General features: G+C 62.1%; 19 protein-coding genes. 2 read left to right on the top strand and 17 right to left on the bottom strand.

All coding sequences use genetic code 11. From position 1 onward, the window contains the following. Positions 1-283 precede the first annotated feature (283 nt). From hutG to hutC, 11 genes are all read right to left on the bottom strand, one after another. Positions 284-1,087 (bottom strand): N-formylglutamate deformylase, encoded by an 804-nt coding sequence (gene hutG / locus BM132_RS13295; RefSeq protein ID WP_092455827.1) that lies wholly within the window; start codon positions 1,085-1,087, stop codon positions 284-286. 11 nt (positions 1,088-1,098) lie between these two features. Beyond that, complete coding sequence (gene hutI, locus BM132_RS13300) at positions 1,099-2,301, bottom strand: imidazolonepropionase (protein ID WP_092455829.1); 1,203 nt, start codon at positions 2,299-2,301, stop codon at positions 1,099-1,101. Between the two features lie 121 nt (positions 2,302-2,422). Beyond that, on the bottom strand, positions 2,423-3,955 hold the full coding sequence (gene hutH, locus BM132_RS13305; protein WP_092455832.1) for a histidine ammonia-lyase: 1,533 nt from the start codon (positions 3,953-3,955) through the stop codon (positions 2,423-2,425). Between the two features lie 116 nt (positions 3,956-4,071). Further along, on the bottom strand, positions 4,072-5,595 hold the full coding sequence (gene hutH, locus BM132_RS13310; RefSeq protein ID WP_092455834.1) for a histidine ammonia-lyase: 1,524 nt from the start codon (positions 5,593-5,595) through the stop codon (positions 4,072-4,074). 164 nt (positions 5,596-5,759) lie between these two features. Continuing rightward, entirely contained in the window at positions 5,760-6,590 is an 831-nt protein-coding gene (locus BM132_RS13315) for a quaternary amine ABC transporter ATP-binding protein (protein WP_092401487.1), read from the bottom strand. After that, a complete protein-coding gene (locus tag BM132_RS13320; RefSeq protein ID WP_092455835.1) occupies positions 6,587-7,438 on the bottom strand; it encodes an ABC transporter permease in 852 nt (283 codons plus the stop codon). The genes BM132_RS13315 and BM132_RS13320 overlap by 4 nt, the downstream gene beginning before the upstream one ends. Positions 7,439-7,509: 71 nt before the next feature. Further along, a complete protein-coding gene (locus BM132_RS13325; RefSeq protein WP_092401481.1) occupies positions 7,510-8,478 on the bottom strand; it encodes an ABC transporter substrate-binding protein in 969 nt (322 codons plus the stop codon). Between the two features lie 69 nt (positions 8,479-8,547). Next, a complete protein-coding gene (locus tag BM132_RS13330) occupies positions 8,548-10,014 on the bottom strand; it encodes a purine-cytosine permease family protein (protein WP_092455837.1) in 1,467 nt (488 codons plus the stop codon). Positions 10,015-10,162: 148 nt separating this feature from the next. Then, entirely contained in the window at positions 10,163-11,848 is a 1,686-nt protein-coding gene (gene hutU / locus BM132_RS13335) for a urocanate hydratase (RefSeq protein WP_092401475.1), read from the bottom strand. A 450-nt stretch (positions 11,849-12,298) separates the two neighbouring features. Continuing rightward, positions 12,299-12,868 carry a HutD/Ves family protein gene (locus tag BM132_RS13340; protein WP_092455839.1) on the bottom strand — a complete coding sequence of 190 codons (570 nt, stop codon included), beginning with the start codon at positions 12,866-12,868 and terminating at the stop codon, positions 12,299-12,301. Beyond that, on the bottom strand, positions 12,865-13,575 hold the full coding sequence (hutC, locus tag BM132_RS13345) for a histidine utilization repressor (RefSeq protein WP_171061303.1): 711 nt from the start codon (positions 13,573-13,575) through the stop codon (positions 12,865-12,867). The genes BM132_RS13340 and hutC overlap by 4 nt, the downstream gene beginning before the upstream one ends. Positions 13,576-13,719: 144 nt before the next feature. Here hutC and BM132_RS13350 point away from each other — a divergent pair, with 144 nt between their 5' ends. Next, positions 13,720-15,084, top strand: a complete 1,365-nt coding sequence (locus BM132_RS13350; RefSeq protein ID WP_092455840.1) for a formimidoylglutamate deiminase — start codon at positions 13,720-13,722, stop codon at positions 15,082-15,084. Between the two features lie 118 nt (positions 15,085-15,202). Here the strand turns inward: BM132_RS13350 and BM132_RS13355 are convergent, their stop codons facing one another. Both BM132_RS13355 and BM132_RS13360 read right to left on the bottom strand, forming a co-directional pair. Next, positions 15,203-15,772 (bottom strand): lipocalin family protein, encoded by a 570-nt coding sequence (locus BM132_RS13355; RefSeq protein WP_092455842.1) that lies wholly within the window; start codon positions 15,770-15,772, stop codon positions 15,203-15,205. A 31-nt stretch (positions 15,773-15,803) separates the two neighbouring features. Then, entirely contained in the window at positions 15,804-16,058 is a 255-nt protein-coding gene (locus BM132_RS13360; protein ID WP_025211369.1) for a hypothetical protein, read from the bottom strand. Between the two features lie 283 nt (positions 16,059-16,341). Between BM132_RS13360 and BM132_RS13365 the strand changes: the two genes are divergently transcribed. Further along, on the top strand, positions 16,342-18,234 hold the full coding sequence (locus tag BM132_RS13365) for a methyl-accepting chemotaxis protein (protein WP_214912575.1): 1,893 nt from the start codon (positions 16,342-16,344) through the stop codon (positions 18,232-18,234). A 122-nt stretch (positions 18,235-18,356) separates the two neighbouring features. Here the strand turns inward: BM132_RS13365 and BM132_RS13370 are convergent, their stop codons facing one another. The 4 genes from BM132_RS13370 to BM132_RS13385 all read right to left on the bottom strand — a co-directional run bounded on the left by BM132_RS13370 (position 18,357) and on the right by BM132_RS13385 (position 25,148). Then, positions 18,357-18,953, bottom strand: a complete 597-nt coding sequence (locus tag BM132_RS13370) for a DUF924 family protein (RefSeq protein ID WP_092455846.1) — start codon at positions 18,951-18,953, stop codon at positions 18,357-18,359. Positions 18,954-18,956: 3 nt separating this feature from the next. Beyond that, positions 18,957-19,967, bottom strand: coding sequence for a class 1 fructose-bisphosphatase (locus BM132_RS13375; protein WP_025211364.1), 1,011 nt, complete (start codon positions 19,965-19,967; stop codon positions 18,957-18,959). Between the two features lie 235 nt (positions 19,968-20,202). Then, positions 20,203-21,567, bottom strand: a complete 1,365-nt coding sequence (locus tag BM132_RS13380; protein WP_092455848.1) for a DUF3999 domain-containing protein — start codon at positions 21,565-21,567, stop codon at positions 20,203-20,205. After that, positions 21,564-25,148: a DUF2339 domain-containing protein gene (locus BM132_RS13385; RefSeq protein ID WP_092455850.1), complete on the bottom strand. Its 3,585-nt coding sequence runs from the start codon at positions 25,146-25,148 to the stop codon at positions 21,564-21,566. Before BM132_RS13385 ends, BM132_RS13380 begins: the two co-directional genes overlap by 4 nt. Positions 25,149-25,197: the final 49 nt, after the last annotated feature.

Here is a 25,197-nt window from a genome sequence, read left to right on the forward strand (position 1 = left end):
TATTGTAGGCCGGTGTCTTGGTGCACCGTGACCGGAACATTACGCAGCGTCGAGGGGGTGAAGGTGACCTGTGGCGACTCGGTTTTGCACGGTGGCGACCGTTCCTCTGCGAGACTCAAGGCAAACACAATCCTGTGGCGAGGGGATTTATCCCCGCTGGACTGCGCAGCAGTCCCAAAACCTGAAGGCACCTTGTAGAACCGGTGTAGATCATCCATTTGTGGGGCCGCTTCGCGACCCAGCGGGGATAAATCCCCTCGCCACAGAGGAATCGCGCAAGAGTTTATTGTTTGTAGGCCTGCCGCCCCCACGCCAACAAGCCTTCCAGCAATTCCTTGAGCACCACTTGGGTCGGTTCCGCCAGATCCGCACGGTAGTTGAACGGCTCGAACTCTTCCATGTAGGTGCTCTGGCACAGTTCCAGTTGCACCGCGTGGATGTCCTCGGCAGGGTTGCCATAGTGCCGGGTGATGTGTCCGCCCTTGAAACGTCCGTTGAGCACGTGGGTAAATTCGCCGTGGCGGGCGCAGATGGCTTCGAGCTGGTGGGCCAATGCAGGGTCGCAACTGGCGCCGTTGAAAGTGCCCAGGTTGAAGTCCGGTAACTTGCCGTCGAACAGGTGTGGGATCACCGAGCGGATCGAGTGAGCGTCGAACAGCAAGGCATAGCCGAATTCGGCCTTGAGCCGCGCCAGTTCCTGCCGCAGGGCCTGATGGTAAGGCACCCAGATCTGTTGCAGATAAGTCGCCCGCTCCGCGGCGGACGGCTCCAGCCCCTGGCGAAACAACGGTACGCCATCGAACAGAATCGAAGGATACAACCCGGTAGTAGCGCCAACGTACATCGGCTTGTCATCGTCAGGGCGGTTCAGATCAATCACGAACCGTGAATATTCAGCGGCCAGGGTGCTGGCGCCCAGTTCGGCGGCGAACTCGTAAAGCTTAGGAATATGCCAGTCGGTGTCCGGCAGGCTTTGGGCCTCGGGGATCAAACCCGCCTTCACCGCCGGGGTCAGGCGCAGGCCGGCGTGGGGCATGCTGATCAATAGCGGCACGCGCCCTTGCTTGAAATTCAGGACCTTCTCCACAACCGTTCTCCTTAATCGATTTCCACGCCGTGACGCACGACGCGTTTTTCCAGATCGCCACCGAGCCAGTACGACAGGTCAGCCGGGCGGTCGATGTGCCAGGCGACAAAATCCGCCACTTTGCCCACTTCCAGCGAACCGTGGGTCCGGGCCATGCCCAGGGCCTGGGCGGCATGAAGGGTCGCCCCAGCCAGGGCCTCCTCGGGGGTCATACGAAAGCAGGTGCAGGCCATGTTCAACATCAAGCGCAACGACAGTGCCGGCGACGTGCCGGGGTTGAGGTCGCTGGCCACGGCGATCTTCACGCCGTGCTTGCGCAGGGCATCCATGGGCGGCAGCTGGGTTTCGCGCAGGAAATAAAATGCCCCCGGCAGCAGCACCGCCACCGTGCCGGATTCGGCCATGGCCCTGGCGTCGTCCTCGGTCATGAATTCCAGATGATCGGCCGACAGCGCCTGATAACGGGCCGCCAGGCTTGAACCGTGCAGCGACGACAATTGTTCAGCGTGCAGCTTCACCGGCAGGCCCAGTTGTTGGGCGGTGATAAACACCCGTTCGACCTGCGCCGGGGAAAACGCCAGGTACTCGCAAAAGGCATCCACTGCATCCACCAACCCTTCGGCCGCCAGGGCCGGAAGCATTTCGGTGCAGATGTGCTCGATGTAGTCATCGGCGCGATCAGCGTATTCCGGCGGCAAGGCGTGGGCCGCCAGGCACGTGCTGCGCACGCTGACCGGCAGTTGTTCACCGAGACGACGGATGACCCGCAGGATCTTGCGTTCGCTGGCCAGGTCAAGGCCGTAGCCTGACTTGATTTCCACCGTGGTCACGCCATCGCGCATCAGGCTTTTCAGGCGTTTGGCGGCGCTGCTGAACAGTTCATCTTCGCTGGCCGCCCGGGTAGCGCGCACGGTGCTGGCGATCCCCCCGCCGGCCGCTGCGATCTCGGCGTAGCTGACACCCTGCAGACGCTGTTCAAATTCACCGCTGCGGTTGCCGCCGAACACCGTGTGGGTGTGGCAGTCGATCAGCCCCGGAGTGACCCAGGCGCCGTTGAGGTCGTTGACGGCCGGGTAGTCACCGGCCGGCAGCTCGGCGCGCGGGCCGATCCATTGAATGAGCTCGCCGTGGGTGACGATGGCGGCGTCTTCGATGATCGAGTAGACGCCCTGGGCCATGGTGGCGGCGTGGCAGTTTTGCCAGAGGGTTTTCATCCCGGTTTCCTCGAATTATTGAAGATCGAATCGCGAGCAGGCTCGCTCCCACAAGGACTTCCGGTGTGCCGGGGCTCTACACCAACCCCCTGTGGGAGCGAGCCTGCTCGCGATGAGGTCCTTACAGGCTCGGCAGCAACTGCGCCATGACCAGTTCATTCAGGCAACGACTGGCCAGCAACTCACTGGCGGCATTGATGTCGGGGGCAAAGAACCGGTCCTTCTCATAGAACGGCACTTCTGCGCGCAACAGGCTGCGAGCCTGTTCCAGCTTCGCGGAGGTCTTCAAACCACCGCGCAGATCCAGCCCCTGGCACGCCGCCAACCATTCCACCGCCAAAATCCCCCGGGTGTTCTCGGCCATTTCCCACAGCCGCTTACCGGCGGCGGGGGCCATGGACACATGGTCTTCCTGGTTGGCCGAAGTCGGCAGGCTGTCCACCGAATGGGGATGGGACAACGCCTTGTTTTCGCTGGCCAGGGCAGCAGCGGTGACCTGGGCGATCATGAAGCCGGAGTTCACCCCGCCATTGGCCACCAGAAATGGCGGCAGTTGCGACATGTGCTTGTCCATCATCAGCGAAATACGCCGCTCACTCAGGGAACCGATTTCGGCGATTGCCAGGGCCATGTTGTCGGCGGCCATTGCCACCGGTTCGGCGTGGAAGTTGCCGCCGGAAATCACATCACCCTCGGCGGCGAACACCAGCGGGTTATCCGACACAGCGTTGGCTTCGATCACCAGCACCTCAGCGGCCTGGCGGAACTGGGTCAGGCAGGCGCCCATCACTTGTGGCTGGCAGCGCAGGGAATACGGATCCTGAACCTTGTCGCAATTCTGGTGGGAAGCGGAGACTTCGCTGCGCTCGCCCAGCAGATCGCGATAAGCGGCGGCGGCATCGATCTGGCCTTTCTGGCCGCGCGCGGCGTGAATACGCGCATCGAATGGCGAGCGCGAACCGAGCACCGCTTCTACCGTCAAGCTGCCCAGGGCCAGGGCACCGGCGAACAGGTCTTCGCCTTCGAACAGGCCACGCAGGGCAAACGCCGTGGACACCTGGGTGCCATTGAGCAGCGCCAATCCTTCTTTTGCAGCCAGGGTCAGCGGCGCAAGGCCGGCCACTTTCAGCGCTTCGACAGCCGGCAACCATTCACCTTTGTAACGGGCCTTGCCTTCACCCAACAGCACCAGGGACATGTGGGCCAACGGCGCCAGATCACCCGAAGCACCGACCGAACCTTTAAGCGGAATGTGCGGATAGACCTCGGCATTGATCAGTGCGATCAGCGCATCGATCACCTGCCGACGGATGCCGGAAAAGCCCCGGCTCAGACTGTTGACCTTGAGCACCATGACCAGCCGCACCAGCGCATCGCTGATCGGCTCGCCCACGCCAGCGGCATGGGACAGCACCAGGGAGCGTTGCAGGTTTTCCAGGTCTTCACTGGCGATGCGGGTCGAGGCCAGCAGACCAAAACCGGTGTTGATGCCGTAGGCGGTACGGTTCTCGGCCAGGATCTGCTCAACGCAGGCGACGCTGGCCTCGATCTGCGCCGCCGCGCTGGCGTCGAGGCTCAGGGTCACGGGTTGCTGATAGATGTCACGCAATTGAGCCAGGCTCAATTGGCCGGGAATCAGGTTTAAGGCAGTCATGTATTGCTCCTTTTGAGAGTTTTGTTTTCACCCGCCAGTCGCTCCGGAATGCTCCGTTATCCGTCACCCTGGCCTTTTGGGCGGTGGATGCCTTGGCACGCTGGCGGTTTTTTTGATCAATTCAAATTCGGTAAAGCGTTGTGCAGCACGGCTGGATCTTTAAGCAGGGCGGCGGCGCTGGCGATGTCCGGCGCCAGCCAGCGGTCCTGATCGTAGGCCGGCACATGCTCGCGCAGCAGTTTCCAGGCAACGTTAGTGCCGGCGCCGAAACGTTGCGTCTTGAGGAATTCAAAAGCCTGGGCGGCCAGCAGGTATTCGATGGCGAGGATCTGCGTGCAGTTTTCCAGCGCCCGGTGCAGCTTCAGGGCGGCGTTGGTGCCCATGCTCAGGTGATCTTCCTGCAAGCCCGAGGTGACAAAGTTGTCGAGCACCGCCGGTTGCGCCAGTTGGCGATTTTCCGCACACAGCGACGCGGCGACGTATTGCACGATCATCATCCCCGAATTCACCCCGGGGTTGGCCACCAGGAACGCCGGCAGGCCGCTGACGTGAGGATTGATCAAGCGGTCGAGCCGGCGTTCGGCGATGGAGCCGATTTCGGCCATGGCAATCGCCAGCAGATCCGCGGCCAAGGCCACCGACTGACCGTGGGGGTTGGCCTGGGACATGACCCGGAAGCTCTCCGGCGTGCCCAGCAACAGCGGGTTATCGGTGGCGGCGTTGAGTTCGGTTTCAATCTGTTGCCGGGCATGCGCCAGTTGGTCGCGAGCGGCACCGTGGACCTGGGGAATCGAGCGGATGCTCAACGCATCCTGGGTGCGAATGCCCAGGCTCGACGCGATGACTTCGCTGCCGTCCAGCAGTGCCCGCAAGTTGACGCCGACCTGTTGCATGCCAGGGTGCGGCTTGAGGGCGATAATCTGGGCATCGAACGCCGCGATCTGCCCGCGCTGGGCCTCGAAACTCATGGCGCCGATCACGTCGGCCCATTGCAGCAGGCGTGTTGCATCGGCCAAGGCCAGGCAACTGAGGCCGGTCATGCACGGCGTGCCGTTGACCAGGCACAAACCGTCCTTGGCCCCCAGTTGTACCGGTTGCAAGCCTTCGGCAGCCAAGGCCTGTTGCGCCGACACGACTTGCCCGCGATAGCTGACATTGCCAACCCCCAATAACGCGATGCTGATATGGGCCATGTGGGTCAGGTAGCCCACCGAACCCTGGGAGGGCACTTGCGGGGTGATGCCGCGATTGAGCAGCGCCAGCAGGGCTTCAACCACCCGGCGATGAATGCCGGATTTGCCCTGGCTGTAGTTGAGGATGGCCGCGCAGATAATCGCCCGGGTCTGTTCATCGGCCAGCGGCGCGCCGACGCCACAGGCATGGCTGAGCAAGGTGTTGCGCGACAGTTGTCTGAGCTGTTCGTCCTTGAGCGAGACATTGCACAAGGCACCCAGACCGGTGTTGACGCCATAGGCGCGCTCGCCGCTTGCGACGATGCGCTGGACGATGGCCTGGGCATTGTCGATCCGCGCCCAGGCCTGGGCCGACAGCTCAAGCTCGGCACCGAAGCGGGCGACGGCGACCACATCCTGCCAACGCAACGGAGCGTCGGCGATTACGATTTTTTCAGCCTGGGACATCTTCAACCTCATGAAAAATTCATCTCAGCATCACACCTGGCTTAAGGCATGGCCCTCGTGGCGAGGGAGCTTGCTCCCGCTTGAGTGCGCAGCGCTCACAAGATTTTTGGGGCGGCTGCGCCACCCAGCGGGAGCAAGCTCCCTCGCCACAACGGCGTCCGGCCTTACACCACCGCAGCCCTGCGCTGCACAAACCGATCGACATACTCATCCGCCGGCGAGTGCAGGATCTCTCGGGGTGTGCCGACCTGGATCAGCTTGCCATCCTTGAGAATCGCGATGCGGTTGCCGATGCGCACGGCTTCGTCGAGGTCGTGGGTGATGAAGACGATGGTCTTGTGCAGGGTCTTTTGCAGCTCCAGCAACTGGTCCTGCATTTCCGCGCGGATCAGCGGATCAAGAGCGCTGAAGGCTTCGTCCATCAGAATGATATCGGTGTCCGCCGCCAGGGCACGGGCCAGGCCCACGCGCTGGCGCATGCCGCCGGAGAGCTGGTGCGGGTACTTGTTCTCGTAGCCCTTGAGGCCCACGGTGTTGATCCAGTGCAGCGCCCGCTCGGCGCACACCTCTTTGCTCTCGCCGCGCACTTTCAAGCCGTAGGCGACGTTGTCCAGCACGCTCTTGTGGGGCAGCAGGCCGAAGCTCTGGAACACCATGCTGATCTTGTGGCGGCGAAATTCGCGCAGGGCGTCCATGTCCAGTTGCAGGATGTCTTCGCCATCCACCAGGATCGCACCGCTGGTGGGGTCGATCAGCCGGTTGAAGTGCCGCACCAGGGTGGATTTGCCGGAGCCGGACAGGCCCATGATCACGAAGATCTCGCCGGTGCCAATGCTCAGCGACAGGTCGTTCACACCGACCACGCAACCGGTTTCGGCCAGCACCTGGTCCTTGGTCTTGTTCTGGCGGATCAGCTCCAAAGCCTCCTTGGAGCGATTGCCGAAAATCTTGAAGACGTTCTTGACTTCGATCTTGCTGATGGCTGCGTTGTTCATTTGCTCACCTCATGCCGAGGACGACCATAGGCCTGGGTAATGCGGTCGATGACCACGGCGAGAATCACGATCGCCAGCCCGGCTTCCAGGCCGCGCCCGACGTTGAGGGTCTGGATGCCCACCAGGACATCTTCGCCCAGGCCACGGGCGCCGATCATCGAAGCGATGACGACCATCGACAGGGCCATCATGGTGGTCTGGTTGATCCCGGCCATGATGCTTGGCAGGGCCAGGGGCAGTTGCACGCCGAACAGCTGTTGCCAACGGTTGGCCCCGAAGGCATTGATGGCTTCCATCACTTCACCGTCCACCTGGCGAATGCCCAGGTCGGTCAGGCGAATCAAGGGTGGCGCGGCGTAGATCACCGTGGCGAAAATCGCCGGGACCTTGCCCAGGCCGAACAGCATCAATACCGGAATCAGGTACACGAAGCTCGGCATGGTCTGCATGATGTCCAACAACGGCATCAATACCGAACGCAGGCGATTGCTGCGGGCCGAGAGGATGCCCAGCGGAATGCCGATCAACACGGAAATAAATGTCGCCACCAGCATCAGGGCGAGGGTCTGCATCAGTTTGTCCCACAGGCCCACCGCACCCACCAGGAACAACAGGCCGACAATCACCGCCGTGGTCGCGACCTTGCGGGTGGCGTGCCAGGCAATGCCGCCGACGATGGCCAGCATCAGCCACCAGGGCGCCAGGCGCAGCAGGCCTTCGAGGTTGACGATGGCCCACAGCAAGGTGTCGGAGATGTGCCGGAACACATCGCCGTAGTTGGTCACCAGGGAGTCGACCCAACTGTTGACCCAGTCGGCGATGGAGAAGGTAAAGCTTTCGGGAAACATAAGAGACTCTCGATCAAGTGGATGCAGTGAACGTCCCGGCCAGCCCTAGGGTTGGCCGGGGGGGATTCGACCTACAGAGCCGCGTCGATTTTCTTGGCCGCGTCTTCACTGACCCAGGCGTGCCAGACTTCAGGATGTTCCTTCAGGAAGATCTTCGCCAGTTTCGGCGACTCGATCCGCTCCTTGGCCATGCGCCCGAGGTTCTGGTTCAGGATATCGATGGGCAGGTTGACCTTTTCCAGCACCGCCACCAGCTCCGGCGCTTCATCGTGGAAGGTCTTGGACAGGCCGACCTTGATGGTCACGCTTTTGTCCACGCCCGGCTTTTCTTCCAGTTTCACCAGGTCCACCTGACCCATGAGCGGGGTTGGCGACCAGTAGTAGAACAGGATCGGCTCGCCGCGCTTGTAGCTCGACAGCACCGCCGCATCCAGGGCCGGACCGGTGCCGGGGCGGAAGTTGGTGTAGGTTTTTTCCAGGCCATAGCTTTTCAGCATCTCGCTGTTGTCCAGCTCGCAGGTCCAGCCGGCCGGGCAGTTGTAGAAGCGGCCCTTGGACGGCTCTTCCTGATCCTTGAACACAGCGGCGTACTGGCCCAGGTCAGCGATGTTCTTCAGGCCCGGCGCCTTGGGTTCGAGCTTGCGCTTGGCGTCGCCCTCGATCACATAGCGCGGCACGTACCAGCCTTCGATAGCACCCACCACCGGGGCGCCGACGCCGACGACCTTGCCGGCCTTCTCGGCCTTGTTCCAGACTTCACTGCGACCGACCCATTCTTCGGCGAACACCTGAATATCGTTGCTGCTCAAGGCGTTTTCCATGGTGATGGAGTTGCCTGGCAGACTGTCGGTCTTGCAGCCGTAGCCTTTTTCCAGCACCACTTGCATGACGTCGGTCAGCAACATGCCGCTTTCCCAGTTCAGACCGGCGAATTTCACCGGCTTGCCCGACTCGCACCAACCCGCCGCTTGCGTGGCGCCGGCACTGGCCAGCAGGCCCATGCAAAGCAATGTGGTCAGCAGGGTCTTGTTCGATTTCATTATGTGACGCTCCTAATCAGTGAATTGGCTTACGGCAGTCAAGAGGCATCCAGCCCTGTCAACATCCCATCAGGCCGCTTGGATGCGACCCGCCCTGCTCGGTTGTGCGTCAACCGCGTCCTGCTCGATCGGCAGGATCAATTGATCGGGTACTGCGCTGTGCCACTTCCTGGCGGCGACGTAATACAGCCCCGCCGGAACCACCAGGCCGATGATCCAGGAAATATCCACACCACCCATGGCTTCCACCAGCGGACCGGTATAGAACTTGGTGGCGATGAACGGCAGTTGAACCAGTACACCGAAGACATAGACGCTGATACCAAGGGCATTCCAACGACCGTAGCGACCGTTCGGGTCGGCCAGCGCCGGCACGTCATAGCGCTCGCGAGTGATGCAGTAGTAGTCCACCAGATTGATCGCGCTCCAAGGCGTAAAAAACGCCAGCAAGAACAGGATGAAAGACTTGAACGCACCGAGGAACGAGTGCTGACCGAGCAGCGCGATCAGGGTCGCCGCGCCGACGATGACCAGCACGAAGCCTAGACGCTGCAAGCGCGTGACGTTCAGGTGACCACGAAAACCGCTGATGATGGTCGCAATGCACATGAAGCTGCCGTAGGAGTTCAGCGTGGAGATAGTGACCTTGCCGAACGCGATGCTGAAGTACAGCAGCGCAGCGGTGGCACCCGTACCGCCCAGGCCAACGATGTAGGCCACTTCGTGACCCGCGAACTGCCCATTGGCCGAGGCGGCGGCAAACACGCCGAGGATCATCGCCACCTGCGCGCCGATGACTGAACCTGCGCCTGCGGCAAAAAAGGTTTTCACCGAGGACGTCTTGCTCGGCAGGTAACGCGAATAGTCCGCTACGTAGGGGCCGAAGGCGATCTGCCAGGAAGCCGCGAGCGACACCGCAAGCAGGAAACTGCTCCAGCTGAAATGGCGGATTTGCAGGAGTGCGCCAACGTCCGTCTGGCTCATCAGGCGAGCGAACAGGTAAACAAAGGCGATCACACCAATGACGCTGGCAACACGGCCAATGAAGTGAATCACCCGATAGCCGAGCACCGTGACCAGCACGATGGCACTGGCGAAAATAAGGATGCCGACGCTGTCGCTGACGCCAAACAACTGGCCCAGCGCCTGGCCGGAAAGCACGGTTCCCGTTGCGGTGAAACCCAGGTACATCAGGCACACCAGCACGATCGGGATGGCTGCGCCGTACACACCAAACTGCACCCGGCTGGAGATCATCTGCGGCAGGCCAAGCTTGGGCCCTTGCGCGGCATGCAACGCCATGACGCCACCGCCGAGCAGTTGGCCGATCAGCAAACCGATCAACGACCAGAACACATCACCGCCCAGCACCACCGCCAATGCGCCAGTGACAATGGCAGTGATTTGCAGGTTGGCACCCATCCAGAGGGTGAACTGGCTCAACAATCGGCCGTGTCTCTCCGCTTCCGGGATGTAGTCGATCGAGCGTTTCTCGATCAACGGCTTGCTACTTGCGCGTGTGCGGGTGACGGCCATGGTTCAACCTCTGTGGATTGTTCTGGGTGTTGGATAACGCCCCTGTAGGAGCTGCCGAGTGCAACGAGGCTGCGATCTTGTCCCGGACGATTGAGTCGCAAGCGAAAGATCAAGATCAAGATCAAGAGATCGCAGGCTTCGCCAGCTCCTACCCGGTAATCATCGGTAGGTTCAGCCCCTGCTCTTTCGCGCAATCAATGGCGATCTGGTAACCCGCATCGGCATGGCGCATCACGCCGGTGCCCGGGTCGTTGTGCAGCACACGGGCAATGCGCTCGGCCGCTTCGTCGGTGCCGTCGCAGACAATGACCATGCCCGAATGCTGGGAGAAGCCCATGCCGACGCCGCCGCCGTGGTGCAGCGACACCCAGGTCGCGCCGCTGGCGGTGTTGAGCAAGGCGTTGAGCAACGGCCAATCGGACACGGCATCGGAACCGTCCTGCATGGCTTCGGTTTCGCGGTTGGGGCTGGCCACGGAACCGGAGTCCAGGTGGTCGCGACCGATCACGATAGGCGCCGACAATTCGCCGCTGCGCACCATTTCGTTGAACGCCAGGCCCAGCTTGGCACGCTGGCCCAGGCCGACCCAGCAGATCCGCGCCGGCAGACCCTGGAAGCTGATGCGCTCGCGGGCCATGTCCAGCCAGTTGTGCAGGTGGGCGTCGTCGGGGATCAGTTCCTTGACCTTGGCGTCGGTCTTGTAGATGTCCTGCGGATCACCCGACAGCGCCGCCCAGCGGAACGGACCGATGCCACGGCAGAACAGCGGACGGATATACGCCGGCACGAACCCTGGGAAATCGAAGGCATTTTCGACGCCCTCTTCCTGGGCCATCTGACGGATGTTGTTGCCGTAGTCGAAGGTCGGCACGCCCATTTTCTGGAAGGCCAGCATGGCTTTGACGTGGACAGCCATCGATTGCTTGGCCGCTTTGACCACAACAGCAGGTTCAGTCTTGGCGCGGGCGCGGTATTCATCCCAGGTCCAGCCGGCCGGCAGGTAACCGTTGAGCGGGTCGTGGGCGCTGGTCTGGTCGGTGACCATGTCCGGGCGCACACCGCGACGGACCATTTCCGGCAGGATTTCGGCGGCGTTTCCACACAGCGCAATGGAGATCGCCTTGCCTTCTGCGGTGTATTTCTCGATACGGGCCAGAGCGTCGTCCAGATCGGTGGCCTGTTCGTCGACATAACGAGTCTTGAGGCGGAAATCGATGCTCACCTGCTGGCATTCGATGTTCAGCGAGCAGGCGCCAGCCAGGGTCGCGGCCAACGGCTGCGCACCGCCCATGCCGCCCAGGCCGGCCGTGAGGACCCAGCGCCCCTTGAGGTTGGCGTCGTAATGCTGGCGACCAGCCTCGACGAAGGTCTCGTAGGTGCCTTGGACGATGCCCTGGCTACCAATGTAGATCCAGCTGCCGGCGGTCATCTGGCCGTACATGGCCAGGCCCTTGGCATCCAGTTCATTGAAGTGTTCCCAACTGGCCCAGTGCGGCACCAGGTTGGAGTTAGCGATCAACACGCGAGGAGCGTTGCTGTGGGTCTTGAACACGCCCACCGGCTTGCCGGATTGCACCAACAGGGTTTCGTCGTCATTGAGGTGGGTGAGGCTCTCGACGATCTTGTCGTAGCACTCCCAATTGCGCGCCGCACGGCCGATGCCACCGTAAACCACCAGTTCCTTGGGGTTCTCGGCCACTTCCGGGTCGAGGTTGTTCATCAACATGCGCAGCGGCGCTTCGGTCAGCCAGCTCTTGGCGGTCAGGGTGTTACCGCGTGGGGCACGGATTTCAACGTCACGGTATTTTTCGGGTTTGCGGGTAGCGTCGGTCACAGCAAGAACTCCTCAGCGATCAATCCAGACCAGCCCAGGCAATGGGCGCGATTTCCAGGCACGTTACGTTGAGCATGGGGACTCATACGCATACGTCTTTACTTGTATGTACAAGCATATGCAATCAAGCGGCCAACTTATTGAGGATATGTTGGGAATGACGTTTGGAATGGCTGAAAGCCCCGATTTTGAGCGGTTTTCTAGTCAGATGAAATTTCTGAAGGGGGGATTCTGGAAGGAGGCAGGCAGGTCATGAAAGCGTGGTTCTGCGCCACACTGGGGCGTTTGGTAACAAGTTGGTGCGCGAAGAGGGAACAGCGAGGGCGAGGCTTTTTGTGGCGAGGGAGCTTGCTCCCGCTGGGCCGCGAAGCGGTCCCCAAGAAGCGACGGGCGCTGCGCACCCGAGCGGGAGCAAGCTCCCCTCGCCACAAAGAGTGTGTTAGCCGGAAATCAATGGGCAGTCAGCTCAATCACGCAGCATTGGCCGTGGGTGGAGATGTCCAGCAGCTCGGTGTTACCGCTCAGTTGCAAGCAGTCGTAGAGGCCCAGGTCAACGGTGGACTCACCGATCTTGATCGCCAACCCCGGGGCCGCGCTGAACACCAGCACTGTCCCCGCCTCGCTGAAAAACCGCTGCTGGCCGCCCATCCATTGCACCCGTGCGCGGTAACGCTGCGGCGCATAGATCAGGTTGAAGTCGCGAATCGGTCCGCCCAGCAACGTGCAATGCACATGGCTTTCGCCGTTGAACGCAAAGGGGTCCAGCGGATGCAGAGGCCGCGTGATCTGGCCATCGACGCTCAGGCTCATGCCGTCACCTTGCAAGACGCTGATGACGCGTTCGTAACCGGCGAACGTGGAAAAACCGCCCGATTCAGCAATATCGGCAATCGACAGACGCCAGCCGAAACCGTCCAGGCCGGTACCCGCATCACGGGTAATTTCTTCGGTGCTGCCACCGCCGTTTTTCCACGGCATACGTGGGTAATCCGCGGCGCGTAAAACCTTCAAGTCACTCATTTATGAAACCGACCTTCCAGACGATGACGAGAACCGGGGTGAATCAGGCGCGCGGCGGTTACCGGCTGACGCCCCGACCAGGTACGGCGGCGAATCAACAGGCACGGCTCGCCCCGCTCGATCTGCAGCAGCTTGCACTCGCTCGCTTCAGCGAGAATCGCTTCAACCACGTGCTCGCCTTCGGTCAGCGGCGCAACCTGGTTGAGGTAGGCATAGGGCGTCTGCAGGGTGAAGTCCTGCTTGAGGTAGTCCGGGGCCACCAGGGCATTGACGAAACGGTCCTCGATTTGCACGGGGATGTCGTTTTCGAAATGCACGATCAGCGAGTGGAACACCTTCTGGCCTTCGCGCATGTCCAGGGCCAGGGCGCGCTCGGAACCGGCGGCCTCCTCTTCCAGGGTGATGACTTTGCACGTATGGCGATGGCCCCGGGAGGCGATCTCGTCGGCAATGTTATGCACTTCGAACAATGCTGACTGGCTCTTGGGCTCGGCCACGAAGGTGCCGACGCCTTGCATGCGCACCAACAAGCCGTCGGCGGTCATCTCACGCAGGGCACGGTTGATGGTCATGCGGCTGAAACCCAATTGGCTGACCAGTTCGCTTTCCGACGGCACGCGGTAATGCGGCGGCCAGTTTCCACTGTCGATCTGCTGGGTGATCATCTGTTTCACGCGGGCGTACAAGGGCGCCGGACTGTCGCCCATGTTTGCGGCCAGCGGCGGTTTGGCAGGCGGAGTCGGCACGGCGGTTCCTTGTTCTGCAAAAGAAGGGTGCTAGCTTGCCGGAGTTTACCGGGCAGGCAAACGTCTGTATATGTATATACAAATTACGCACGATGAGGTTGAACCATGTCCGCCTTCTTTGCCGAACGCGCACTGCTGCCTAGTGGATGGGCCCATGATGTACGTTTTGAAGTCGACGCCAGCGGCGTCTTGACTCATATCCAGGCCGACTCCCAGGCAGACGGCGCCGAACGGCTGGGCGGGCCACTGTTGCCCGGCATGCCGAACCTGCACTCCCACGCCTTCCAGCGGGCCATGGCCGGGCTGGCGGAAGTGGCGGGCAACCCCAACGACAGTTTCTGGACCTGGCGCGACCTGATGTACCGCCTCGTCGGAAAAATCAGCCCCGATCAGCTCGGCATCATCGCCCGACAGCTGTACATCGAAATGCTCAAGGCCGGTTACACCTCGGTCGCCGAATTCCATTATGTACACCACGACACCGACGGCACGCCTTACGCCGACCCGGCGGAACTGGCCCTGCGCATCAGCCAGGCCGCCAGCGCCGCCGGCATCGGCCTGACCCTGCTGCCGGTGCTCTATAGCCATTCCGGTTTCGGCGGCCAGGCCCCCAATGACGGCCAGCGCCGATTCATCAACAGCAGCGAAAACTACTTGAAACTTCAGGCACGCTTGCAGCCGATTCTGGCCGGGCAACCGGCCCAGGCGCTGGGTTTGTGCTTCCACTCCCTGCGCGCCGTGACGCCCGGGCAAATCCAGGAAGTGCTGGCCGCCAGCGACCGCCATTGCCCGGTGCACATCCACATTGCCGAGCAGCAAAAGGAAGTCGACGACTGCCTGAGCTGGAGTGGCGTCCGTCCGCTGCAATGGCTGTACGAAAACACCGAGGTGGATCAGCGCTGGTGTCTGGTCCACGCCACTCACGCCAATGCTCAGGAAGTCAGCCTCATGGCCAGGAGCCAGGCGATTGCCGGCCTGTGCCTGACCACCGAAGCCAACCTGGGCGACGGGATTTTCCCGGCCGTGGATTTCCTCGCCCAGGGCGGACGTCTTGGGATCGGTTCCGACAGCCATGTGTCGTTGAGCGTGGTGGAAGAGCTGCGTTGGCTGGAATACGGCCAGCGCCTGCGAGATCAGCGGCGCAATCGCTTGTATCGGGCGGATCAACCGATGGTCGGGCGCACCTTGTTCGATGCAGCGCTGCAAGGTGGTGCCCAGGCGTTGGGACAACCGGTCGGCGCCCTCGAAGTCGGCAAGCGCGCCGACTGGCTGGTGCTCGATGGCAACGATCCTTACCTGGCCACCGCCAACGGCGATGGGATTCTCAATCGCTGGCTGTTTGCCGGCGGGGATCGTCAGGTGCGGGATGTGATGGTCGGCGGACAGTGGGTTGTGCGGGACGGGCATCACGCCGCGGAAGAGGAAAGCGCTCGGGCGTTTACCCAGGTATTGCGCGAACTGTTGGGTTGATCACAAAAACCTGTGGGAGCGAGCCTGCTCGCGATGGCGGTCTATCAGTCAACAATTGTGTTGAATGTGACGACCTCATCGCGAGCAGGCTCGCTCCCACATTTGATCCCGGTGACTATCAATCCGAAGTCTTGGCCATCTGCCGGTCCGACGCACGCCAGATCAACCGTGTCGTGTCGTAACCCTGCTGGCGCGCCTTGCTCAGCATTTCTTCGCGCACAACGCCGTTGACCGTCGGGGTTCGGGAAAGCAGCCACATGTAACGACGGCTCGGGTCACCGACGATGGCGGTCTTGTAATCATCGCTGACATACAGGACCCAGTATTGCCCCTTCGCCACGCCCGGCACGATCCGCGAAAACCAGTTATCAAACTCGACCCAGAGCTTGTCGGTCTTGCCCGGCACTTGAGGCGTTGCGGTGCCCCTGGCTTCTTCCCACTGCCAGTCCGAGGTCAGGCAGCGGTTGAACACATCCACATTGCCGTCAGGCTTGAGGGTGTAGTGGGCTTCGGATTGTGCGCAGTTGCGCTGGAAGTACATCGGTAGACGGGCCAACTCGTACCAGGTCCCTTGGTAACGCTTGAGGTCGACGCTGTTGACAGTCTTTGGCGCCAACGGGTCTTCGCCAGAAGTGGCACAGCCAGCCAATACCAGGCCGGCAAAAAGCACTAACAATAACCGCATCATTATTTTTCTCCCGCGGGCCGGTGGCCCCGGTTTACTTCAGGCCTTGGCCGGAAAACATTAACACTTTGTCACCGGCGTACTGCACGCTGATAAAGCTCTTCTGATCGCCCCAGGTACAACTGGACATGCCGAGCGCGCCCGAACAATCGGTCGGTTTCCCCAGTAACGTTTCAACTTCGGCCTTGGGCATGCCGGCCGACAGTTTCGAATAGTTTTCCTGGTTGACCTTGCTGCATGCCGTCAACAAGACGCACAAGGACAACAGGGCGATAGATCGCAGCGACATGGTGTAACTCCTGGAACGGAAGGGGGTGGCAGGGTGCCAACCAGAACCTTAGAAGAGAAAACCCCTATCTGGTTCCCCGACAGACCCAGTATTTGTTGGGCGTTGGGGCGGTGTTTCATGGGTGAATCACCCAGTTTGTGACGCCGTCGTGCATTTCGTCGGGATTAGCCTCCGAACGCCTGATTCAAAGCGTTCTGGAGCCGATAAAAAGAGCAGCGCAATGCCAGGCGTTATGGCAAATTGACGCCCCTTCCTGACCAGCTCCTCTGCGGTAGCGTTCTTAATGACCAGAAACATGAAATTCAGCCACAAAATCCTGCTGGCTGCCGCGCTCGTGGTAGCCGTTGCATTCGCCTGCTTCATCCTGTTCAACGACTACCGTCAACGCCAGGGCCTGCATGCCAGCACCGAGACCTCCATGCAGGAGCTCGGCAATCTGACCAGCCGCAACATTCAGACCTGGGTCGAAGGCCGCACCCAATTGCTGCAATCGCTGGCTCAGCAGATCGCCGTGGACGGCAGCAGTGCCGATAGCCTCAAGCGCGCCGTGGGTCTACCGGCCTACACCGGCAACTTCCAGCTCAGCTATTTCGGCGGCACCGACGGCGTGATGTTCTCGGTACCGGCCGGCAATCGTGCAGCCGACTACGATCCCCGCGCCCGTGGCTGGTACAAGGCTGCCAACAGCGCTCAACAAACCATCGTCACCGAACCCTACATCGCCGCCTCGTCGGGCAAACTGGTGATAACCGTCGCCACCCCGGTACAGCATCAGAACCAAATGATCGGCGTGGCCGGTGCGGACATCGACCTGTCGAGCGTCAGCACCATCATTAATTCGTTGAACTTCGGCGGCCACGGCCATGCCTTCATCGTCAGCGCCGACGGCAAGATCCTCATCCACCCCGACAGCCAGCGCGTGCTCAAGACCCTGGCCGAGGCCTACCCTGACGGTGCCCTGCAAATCAGCCCCGGCATGAAGGAAGTCGAACTCGACGGCAAGACCCAATACCTCTCCTTCACGCGGGTCAACGGTGTACCGGGGGCCGACTGGTACGTGGCGCTGGTGCTCGACAAGGACACTGCCCTGGCGATGCTCAGCGAGTTCCGTACCTCGGCGCTGATCGCCATGGTCATTGCCGTGGTGTTCATCATCGCCCTGCTGGGCATGCTGATCCGCGTGCTGATGCAACCGCTGCTGACCATGGGCCGCGCCATGCATGACATCGCCGAAGGCGAAGGCGACCTGACTCGCCGCCTGACCATCCATGGCCAGGACGAATTCGGCGCCTTGGGAACGTCGTTCAACCGTTTCGTGGAGCGCATTCACACGTCCATTCGCGAAGTGGCCTCGGCCACCGGGCTGGTCAACGAAGTCGCGCTGCGCGTGGTCAGCGCGTCCAACTCGTCGATGGTCAATTCCGATCAGCAGGCTTCGCGCACCAGCAGCGTGGCTGCGGCGATCAACCAGCTCGGTGCCGCCGCCCAGGAAATCGCCCAGAACGCCGCCCTCGCCTCGCAACATTCCAGCGATGCCCGCAGCCTGGCCGAAGACGGTCAACAAGTGGTGGATAAAACCATCACCGCCATGCAGCAGTTGTCCGCCAAGATCAGCGATTCGTGCGGCAACATCGAAACCCTGAACAGCAACACGGTAAACATCGGCCAGATCCTTGAGGTGATCACCAGCATTTCCCAGCAGACCAACCTCCTCGCCCTGAACGCCGCGATCGAAGCCGCCCGGGCCGGTGAAGCCGGTCGCGGCTTCGCGGTGGTGGCCGATGAAGTGCGCAACCTGGCTCATCGCACCCAGGATTCGGCGCAGCAAGTGCAGAAGATGATCGAAGAACTGCAAGTCGGCGCCCGAGAAGCGGTCCTGACCATGACCGACAGCCAGCGCCAGAGCGAAAGCAGCGTCGGCATCGCCAACCAGGCCGGTGAACGCCTGGGCAGCGTGACCCAGCGCATCGGTGAAATCGACGGCATGAACCAATCCGTGGCCACCGCCACCGAAGAGCAGACCGCCGTGGTGGAATCGATCAACGTCGACATCACCGAAATCAACACGCTGAACCAGGAAGGTGTGGAAAACCTGCAAGCCACCTTGCGCGCCTGTGCCGACCTTGAGCAACAAGCGGCGCGGTTGAAGCAGTTGGTGGGTAGTTTTCGGATCTAGTGCTATCAAGACCCAATCGCGAGCAGGCTCGCTCCCACAGTTGACCGAGTTCCATCAGGGAAACGCGATTAACTGTGGGAGCGAGCCTGCTCGCGATAGCGGCGTCAGCTACATCGAAAGGATCAGAACCTGGACCCAGGCCTGTTCAAAAACTCGACTTCCTCAGCCGTGGACTCACGCCCCAACACCGCATTGCGATGGGGAAAGCGTCCAAACTGCGCAATGATCTTCTGGTGCCGTTCGGCGTAATCCAGGTTGTCTTCAAACACCGCCCGATCCGCCTCCGGTTGCTCTCGGACCAGGTCGATGAAGCGCGACACGGCCTCGTTCTGCACCGCCAGATTTTCGCAATGCTCAAGCACCAGGTAGATGAACACCCGTTGGATCGGTTCGAGTTGCCGGTCGAAGCCCGCCGCCATGCCTTGGGCCACCAGCGCTTGGGCACGCAGGTCGCCGGAAAAGGCCTTGGGGGTGTCGCGAAAGATCATCCGCGGCAGTTGATCGAGCAGCAGCACCAGGGCCAGCCAGCCTTCGGGGCGTTGCGCCCAGTCGGTCAATTCACCGGCCAGAGCCTGCTCGACCTGATCGCCGAAGCGCTCGTGCGCTTGGCGATCATGGCGTTTGCCGAACCACAGTTTGCCCTTGTCAGCGGCTATTTCGTCCGGCGACGTGGCTGAGCCAAACCACCAATCGAGCAACGGCTGCCAGGGCTGGGCCATGCTTTATTCCTTGTGGTAGGCCGTGGCGCGAGCGACTTCTTCCTTCGAGCCAAGGAACACCGCCACACGCTGGTGCAGGCCTTCAGGCTGAATGTCGAGAATGCGCTGGTGACCGTCGGTCGAAGCGCCACCGGCCTGCTCCACCAGGAACGACATCGGATTGGCTTCGTACATCAGCCGCAGTTTGCCCGGCTTGGACGGCTCGCGGCTGTCACGTGGGTACATGAACAGACCGCCACGGGTCAGGATACGGTGCACGTCGGCCACCATCGCGGCGACCCAACGCATGTTGTAGTTCTTTTTCAGCGGGCCTTCTTCGCCGGCCAGCAATTCGTTGACGTAGCGCTGTACCGGGGCTTCCCAGTGGCGCTGATTGGACATGTTGATGGCAAATTCCTGGGTGGTTTCAGGAATGGTGATGTCTTCGTGGGTCAGAACGAAGCTGCCCATCTCGCGGTCCAGGGTGAAGCCTTTGACGCCGTCGCCCAAGGTCAGCACCAGCATGGTCTGCGGGCCGTAGATGGCATAACCGGCGGCTACCTGCTCGGTGCCTGGCTGCAGGAAAGCCTTTTCGTTCAAGGCTTCGTTCTGGCTCAGGTATTCGTTCGGGCAACGCAATACCGAGAAGATAGTACCGACCGGCGCGTTGATATCAATGTTCGACGAACCGTCCAGTGGGTCGAACACCAACAGATAGGCACCCTTGGGGTATTTGCCCGGGATCTGGTAGGCATTGTCCATTTCCTCGGACGCCATGCCGGCCAGGTGACCACCCCATTCGTTGGCTTCGAGCAGGATTTCGTTGGACAGCACGTCGAGCTTCTTCTGCACTTCGCCCTGCACGTTTTCGGTGCCCATGCTGCCCAGGACACCACCCAGCGCGCCTTTGGATACGGCGTGGCTGATCTCCTTGCACGCACGCGCCACCACTTCGATCAAAAAGCGCAGATCGGCAGGGGTGTTGTTGCTGCGGGTCTGCTCAATCAAATAGCGACTCAAGGTAACGCGGGACATGGACGGCTCCGAAGAATAGGGGGCGGAAAAACCAGCGCAGTTTAGCGCGAGTCGGGACTTAATTCCTCCTATGAGACGGGGAATGAAGGATTGAGTTCATATCCGGGCCTGCCCACCTGCGTAGGAGCTGTCGAGCGAAGCGAGGCTGCGATCTTTTGATCTTGATCTTTCGCTCCAGATTCAATTGACTGGAAAAGATCGCAGGCTTCGCCAGCTCCTACAGGATGTGCTCAGCTCAGGACTTGACCGGCGGCTTGCGCAGCAAGCTGATTGCCATTGCCGCAAGGACCAGCACACTGATCAGCAACACCGCCCACAAGCCGATTTTCTTCCAGTTAGTCTCGATGGTTGCCGGACCCGTTGCAGCGGCCGGTGCCGAGATCGCCGCATCATTAGCCTTCGCCGTCCCCAGCGTTGCCAGACGGGACGGTTTGTAATCGGGCACCAGCGTGGCCAGTGGCAGGCTGGCCGCTTTCACCGTCGCATTGCCCAGCGCCAGGCTGTAGGGGCCCTCACCACGCGCCAGGAACACCACCTGGGTCGGGCGCACGGCAAAACGCAAAGCGGGCGCTTCGGCACCGAGGCCGCCGCCTCGCTCGTCCACCGTCAGCTTCAATTGCTGCACCGTCTGCCCCGACAATTGCAGTTGGTTTTGCAGCACATCCTCGCCGTTCTGGGTCAAGCGATACAACAAGCCACTGCCCTGCGATTGCCACGGCTGACTGCTTTCACGCCGCCCGGCCAGGGTCACCGGTGCCAGGCTGTTGGCCTGGCTCAGTTCGATCTGCACCTGCTCGACATTCAGCCCCATGGGCAACTGCCAGGTGTACTCACCGGCCTTCGTGGTGCTGCCGGCCAAAGGCTGCGACCAGACCAGCGGCGCGCTTTCGTAGCGGGAGCTTTGCAACTGGGCCGAGGTCAGCACCGGCGCCGATGACGGCGACTCCCACAACAACCGCAGATAACGCGCCGGTTGTCCCGGCAGGTTCACCTCATGCTGCTCGACCCGCTCATCGGCAAAGGTCAGCCGCGCCACCTGGCCTTCACCCCACGCCTGCCAGTGTTGCAAGTCGTCACTGGCCTCGATGGTGAAGCGCTGGAAGCCGTCGCGCTCGCTGCTCCAGTCGAGGATCAACTGTTGCAAGGGCGCCTTGATCGCGCTGGCATCCAGCAGCCAGCCACGCAACGCCTCCTCTCCCGCCTCGAGCCGGCTGGACGGTTGCACCTGCACCAGCGTGCCGTCGGCGCTCGATTGCACCCGTACGCTCGGCGCGCGCTCGTGATCATCGGCGGCGTTGTACAACGGGAACCACTTCACGTCGGTGAGGGTGCGGTTTTCACGGCTCTGGGCGGTCTCGCGAACCAGGGCATAGGCCTGGGCCTGCCCGGCGGCGTTGAACACCCGCAGGTCGCTCAGGTCGGTCTGGCGCGCTTGCAACTGAATCTCCAGGGGCAACGCCAGGCGATACCAAGGCCCCTCACCGCTCAAGGCCAATGGCACCTGATGGGCGAAGTCCGCCGGCTGCTCCTGGGCCGTCACCGACAAGGCCACCCACAACCCCACCACGCCCAGCCCGATGCGACTCAACTTGCGACTCAAGATGACACTCCCTCACTGACAGGTATTGGTGGCTCGGTCCGCGAGCCCCCTTCCGGGCGTTTTGGCGGCAGCGGCGCGAAGTAGCCCACCACCAACAGCAATACGCCCACGCCGATAAACGACACGATCCGCGCCAGACCGCCACGGTTACTCAATTCGACAAAGAACAGCTTGGCCACCACCACGGCGATCAACGCCGCACCGATCAGCCACACCTCACGACGATGGCGCAGATGCCCGCCGATCATCAGGCCCAGGGCAATCAGGGTCCAGACGAGGGACAGCCCGGCCTGGACAAACATGGATTCGAGCAACGCATCCAGCTCGAACGGCACACCGATCCAATGATGGGCGCTGCGCATCACCACAGCAGTGAAGAAGGCGAACAGCGACACGCCGGCGATCAACTGGGCGACGTGTCCGGCATGACCCCATCGGATTGCCAGTTGCGCCACTGCGCTGCGGGCCCACGCGTAGACGCCAAACAAGGCGAACAGCAAGCCCAGTTCCAACGGGTTGAGCAGCGGCACATAGGGCAACGGCTCGGCGCTGCCGTCGCTGAAGGTATTGGCCAGCCAGAACCAGCCCAGCATCAACAGGGCCAGGGGCGCCGCCGCGTACACGCGATATTCGCGTGGATGGGCCGAGACCGGCCACGGCCAGGCCCGCGGCGCGGCCATCAGCACCAGGTACAGGCTCGGCAGAATCGCCCAACCCAGCCAGCGCCAGGCGTTGTACTGCTCGGACAACAGCATCAGGCCGTAGCGCACCTCCAGCGCCAGCACACCGATCAGCAGCCAGCAACCGAGCACATGGGCGCTGCTGCGCGCCCGGGCCGGTAGCAGCGGCGCCAGACGTTTCAGGGAAAGCAAATGCACGGCGAACACGGCCAACCAGGCCAGCCAGCCGAAATCCGCCGCCGGGTGATAACGGCTGTGCCCGGTCGCGACCAGCACACAGCCAGCCACAGGTATCAGCAAGGTGCATAACAGGCCCATCGCCGGCCAATTCAAACGCAGCGCCAGCAATGCCCACAGCGCCACACTGATTGCCGCGACGATCAGCATCAAATGGCCTTGCAGGTTCTGCGGCGCAAAGCGCAGCACTTCGCTGCCCCACGCCAGCGCCCACCAGCCGGCGCCCCAGATCAGCAACAACTCGGACAACCGCTGCAAGCTCAAGGCCTGGAACACCGCCGACGGATGACCACGCTGCAATCGCCATGCGCCTACCAGCGCCGCCAGCCCCAGCACCAGCGGCGTCCAGAACCCGCTGTGGGCCACGGGCCGCAGATCCTCGGCACTCAGCGGCCCGAGCAGCGCCGACCCGGCGGCAAGAAACGCCGCGCCGCCGATCAACTGCAACAACAGGCCGAACACGAAACTCACGCGCTGCTTCAGGTACAGGCTCAGCCAGATGATCAGCAGGCCGCTGGCCGCCCATACACCGCTCGCCGTTTGCCAGGGCAGGACGAAGAGTACGGCGAGGTTGATCAGCACCAACCCTGCCAGCAGCACCACCGACAGCCCGCGCAGCAATCGGACATCGTTGCGCACCATGTCATCGCGTGCCGCCAGCAGCATGCCGCCAATCAGCGCCAGGCCGATCAGGGAGGCGCTGAGCAAACCGCTCCACCCAGCGCTGAACACGGCGGTCGAATCCCCTTCGGCCCCCTGCAAACGCAACAGGAACAGCGCACCACCCAGCAGCTGCACCGCGAACGCGGTAAACAGGAAGCTGCGCGATTGCAGGCGCAGGCCCGCGAACAGCGTCGCCAGGCCGGCCAGGGCCCAGGTGATGGCGGTGCCGTGAGTGAAGAAGAACAGCGGCGCCAGCAGATAGAGAAAACTCAAGCCCAGCACCGCTAGCACCGGCAGGCCTTGGCGCTCCCAATTGGCGGTGTGCTCAGGCGCGGTCTTGCGCAACTGGTAGAAACTGAACAGCAAGGCGCCACCCAGCATCAACGCCCCCAGCGGCGCGCCATCGATCAGGCTGTTGTCGCCCTGACGCAACTCGCTGATAAAAGCCAGCGCCGAGCCCAGTTGCAGCAGCAAGGCAAAAGCCCGCGCCAATGGCCGCTGCTGACGCAGGCCCAGCCAGAAGATCCCCGCGCCTTCCACAGCCCATGCCGCTGCGGTCCACCGAGCGTCGAGGCCCAGGGGAATCGCCAGACTGGCAAAAATCACCCCCAGGGCCAGGCAGGTTTCGGCCAACAGGACGGCGCGCCCCCCCATCAATACCCGCGCCAGTCCCATGTAGATCATACCCAGGGCCAGGGCGCTGAACGCTGCGGCGAACTCCAGATGCTGCACCAGTGCGAACTGCAGACCGAACCCCACCAGCGGCGGGCCGAACAGCAGGGTGCCGTCCACGTAGTCACCCTTGCGCGCCGACCAGCGCAACAGCGCATCGCGGCCTTCGTCCTCGGGCCCGTCGCCCATTTCCAGCAGCTTGCGTCGGGTAAACAACAAGCCGATCGCCAGATACATCAGGAAGAAAATAATCAGGAACGGCTCGGTGCTCCAGAGCAGTTCTGGCCCGTAAGAGCGCAAGCCCCAGGCGAAACCGATGCCGAAGGTGCCGACAAAACCAATCAGGTTGAGCAGACGCCAGGCCTTGAACCAGGCAATCGCCAGAATGCCGGCATTAAGCAGGATGAAGTAGCTGAACAGCGCGACATGGTTGCCGCTGCCGGTGGACGTCAGGATCGGCGCGGCAAACCCGCCCAACGCCGCCACCGCGGCAAGGCCGAGGGCATTTTGGGTTACCGCCAGAATCGCCGAGAACACCGTGACCGCCACCAGCAAGCCCAAGGCCGCTGTCGAATCGAGCAGCGGATGCAGGCGCATGGCGGCGAACACGGTCAGGTACAGCACGGCGATCCCGGTGCCCTGCAACATCAACGCGTAGTTGCTGTTGCGCTGGCGCAGCCACCAACCCAGGCCCAGCAGGCTCAACGCACTGGCCGCGACGCCGGCATAACGCAACTCGATGGGCACGACCATGCCTTCAGTGGCATAGCGCAGCAGAAACGCCAGGCCGAGGAACAACAGCACCACCCCGACCCGCAATACGGTATTACCGCCGAACAGCCAGTTACGCGCCCCCGCGACGGCACGCTCGAACAGATTCGGACCACGTGGGGCAGCCGGTTCCGGCTGAACCGGTTTGGGGGCGGCCGGCGCAGACCTCCATACGTCGTCGGGCAACGGCTGGCTGGCTTGTGCGGTCATCGCCGGAAGGGCTTCAAGGTCAGGCGGCAGTTCCCAGACCAGCTCCGGTTCGGATTGGATGTCGGGCTCTGGCGCCTGGGCCACGACGATCTCGGGCGATGGCGCCGGTTCGCTCGAGGCGGCGACCGTGCTGTGCTCAAGCACGATCAGCCGCTGCTCCAGTGAGCTCAAGGTGCGCTGGGCCGTTTGCAACTGGTTCTGCTGTTCGGCGGCGTGGGCACCGAGGCGGCGCAGACCCATCCCCTGAGCGATGCCAAGGCCCAGCAACGCGCCTATCAGCGCATCGGCGAACGACTCATCCACCACCCAGCCAAGTGCCAGGCCCAACAGCGTCAAAATCCATTGCATGGTCGATATCCCTAAGCGGCCCTTGGCGGGCGTAACCGGGGTGAAGCGG

Source organism: Pseudomonas sp. NFACC45 (assembly GCF_900113505.1).
GTDB classification, from domain to species: Bacteria; Pseudomonadota; Gammaproteobacteria; order Pseudomonadales; family Pseudomonadaceae; genus Aquipseudomonas; species Aquipseudomonas tehranensis.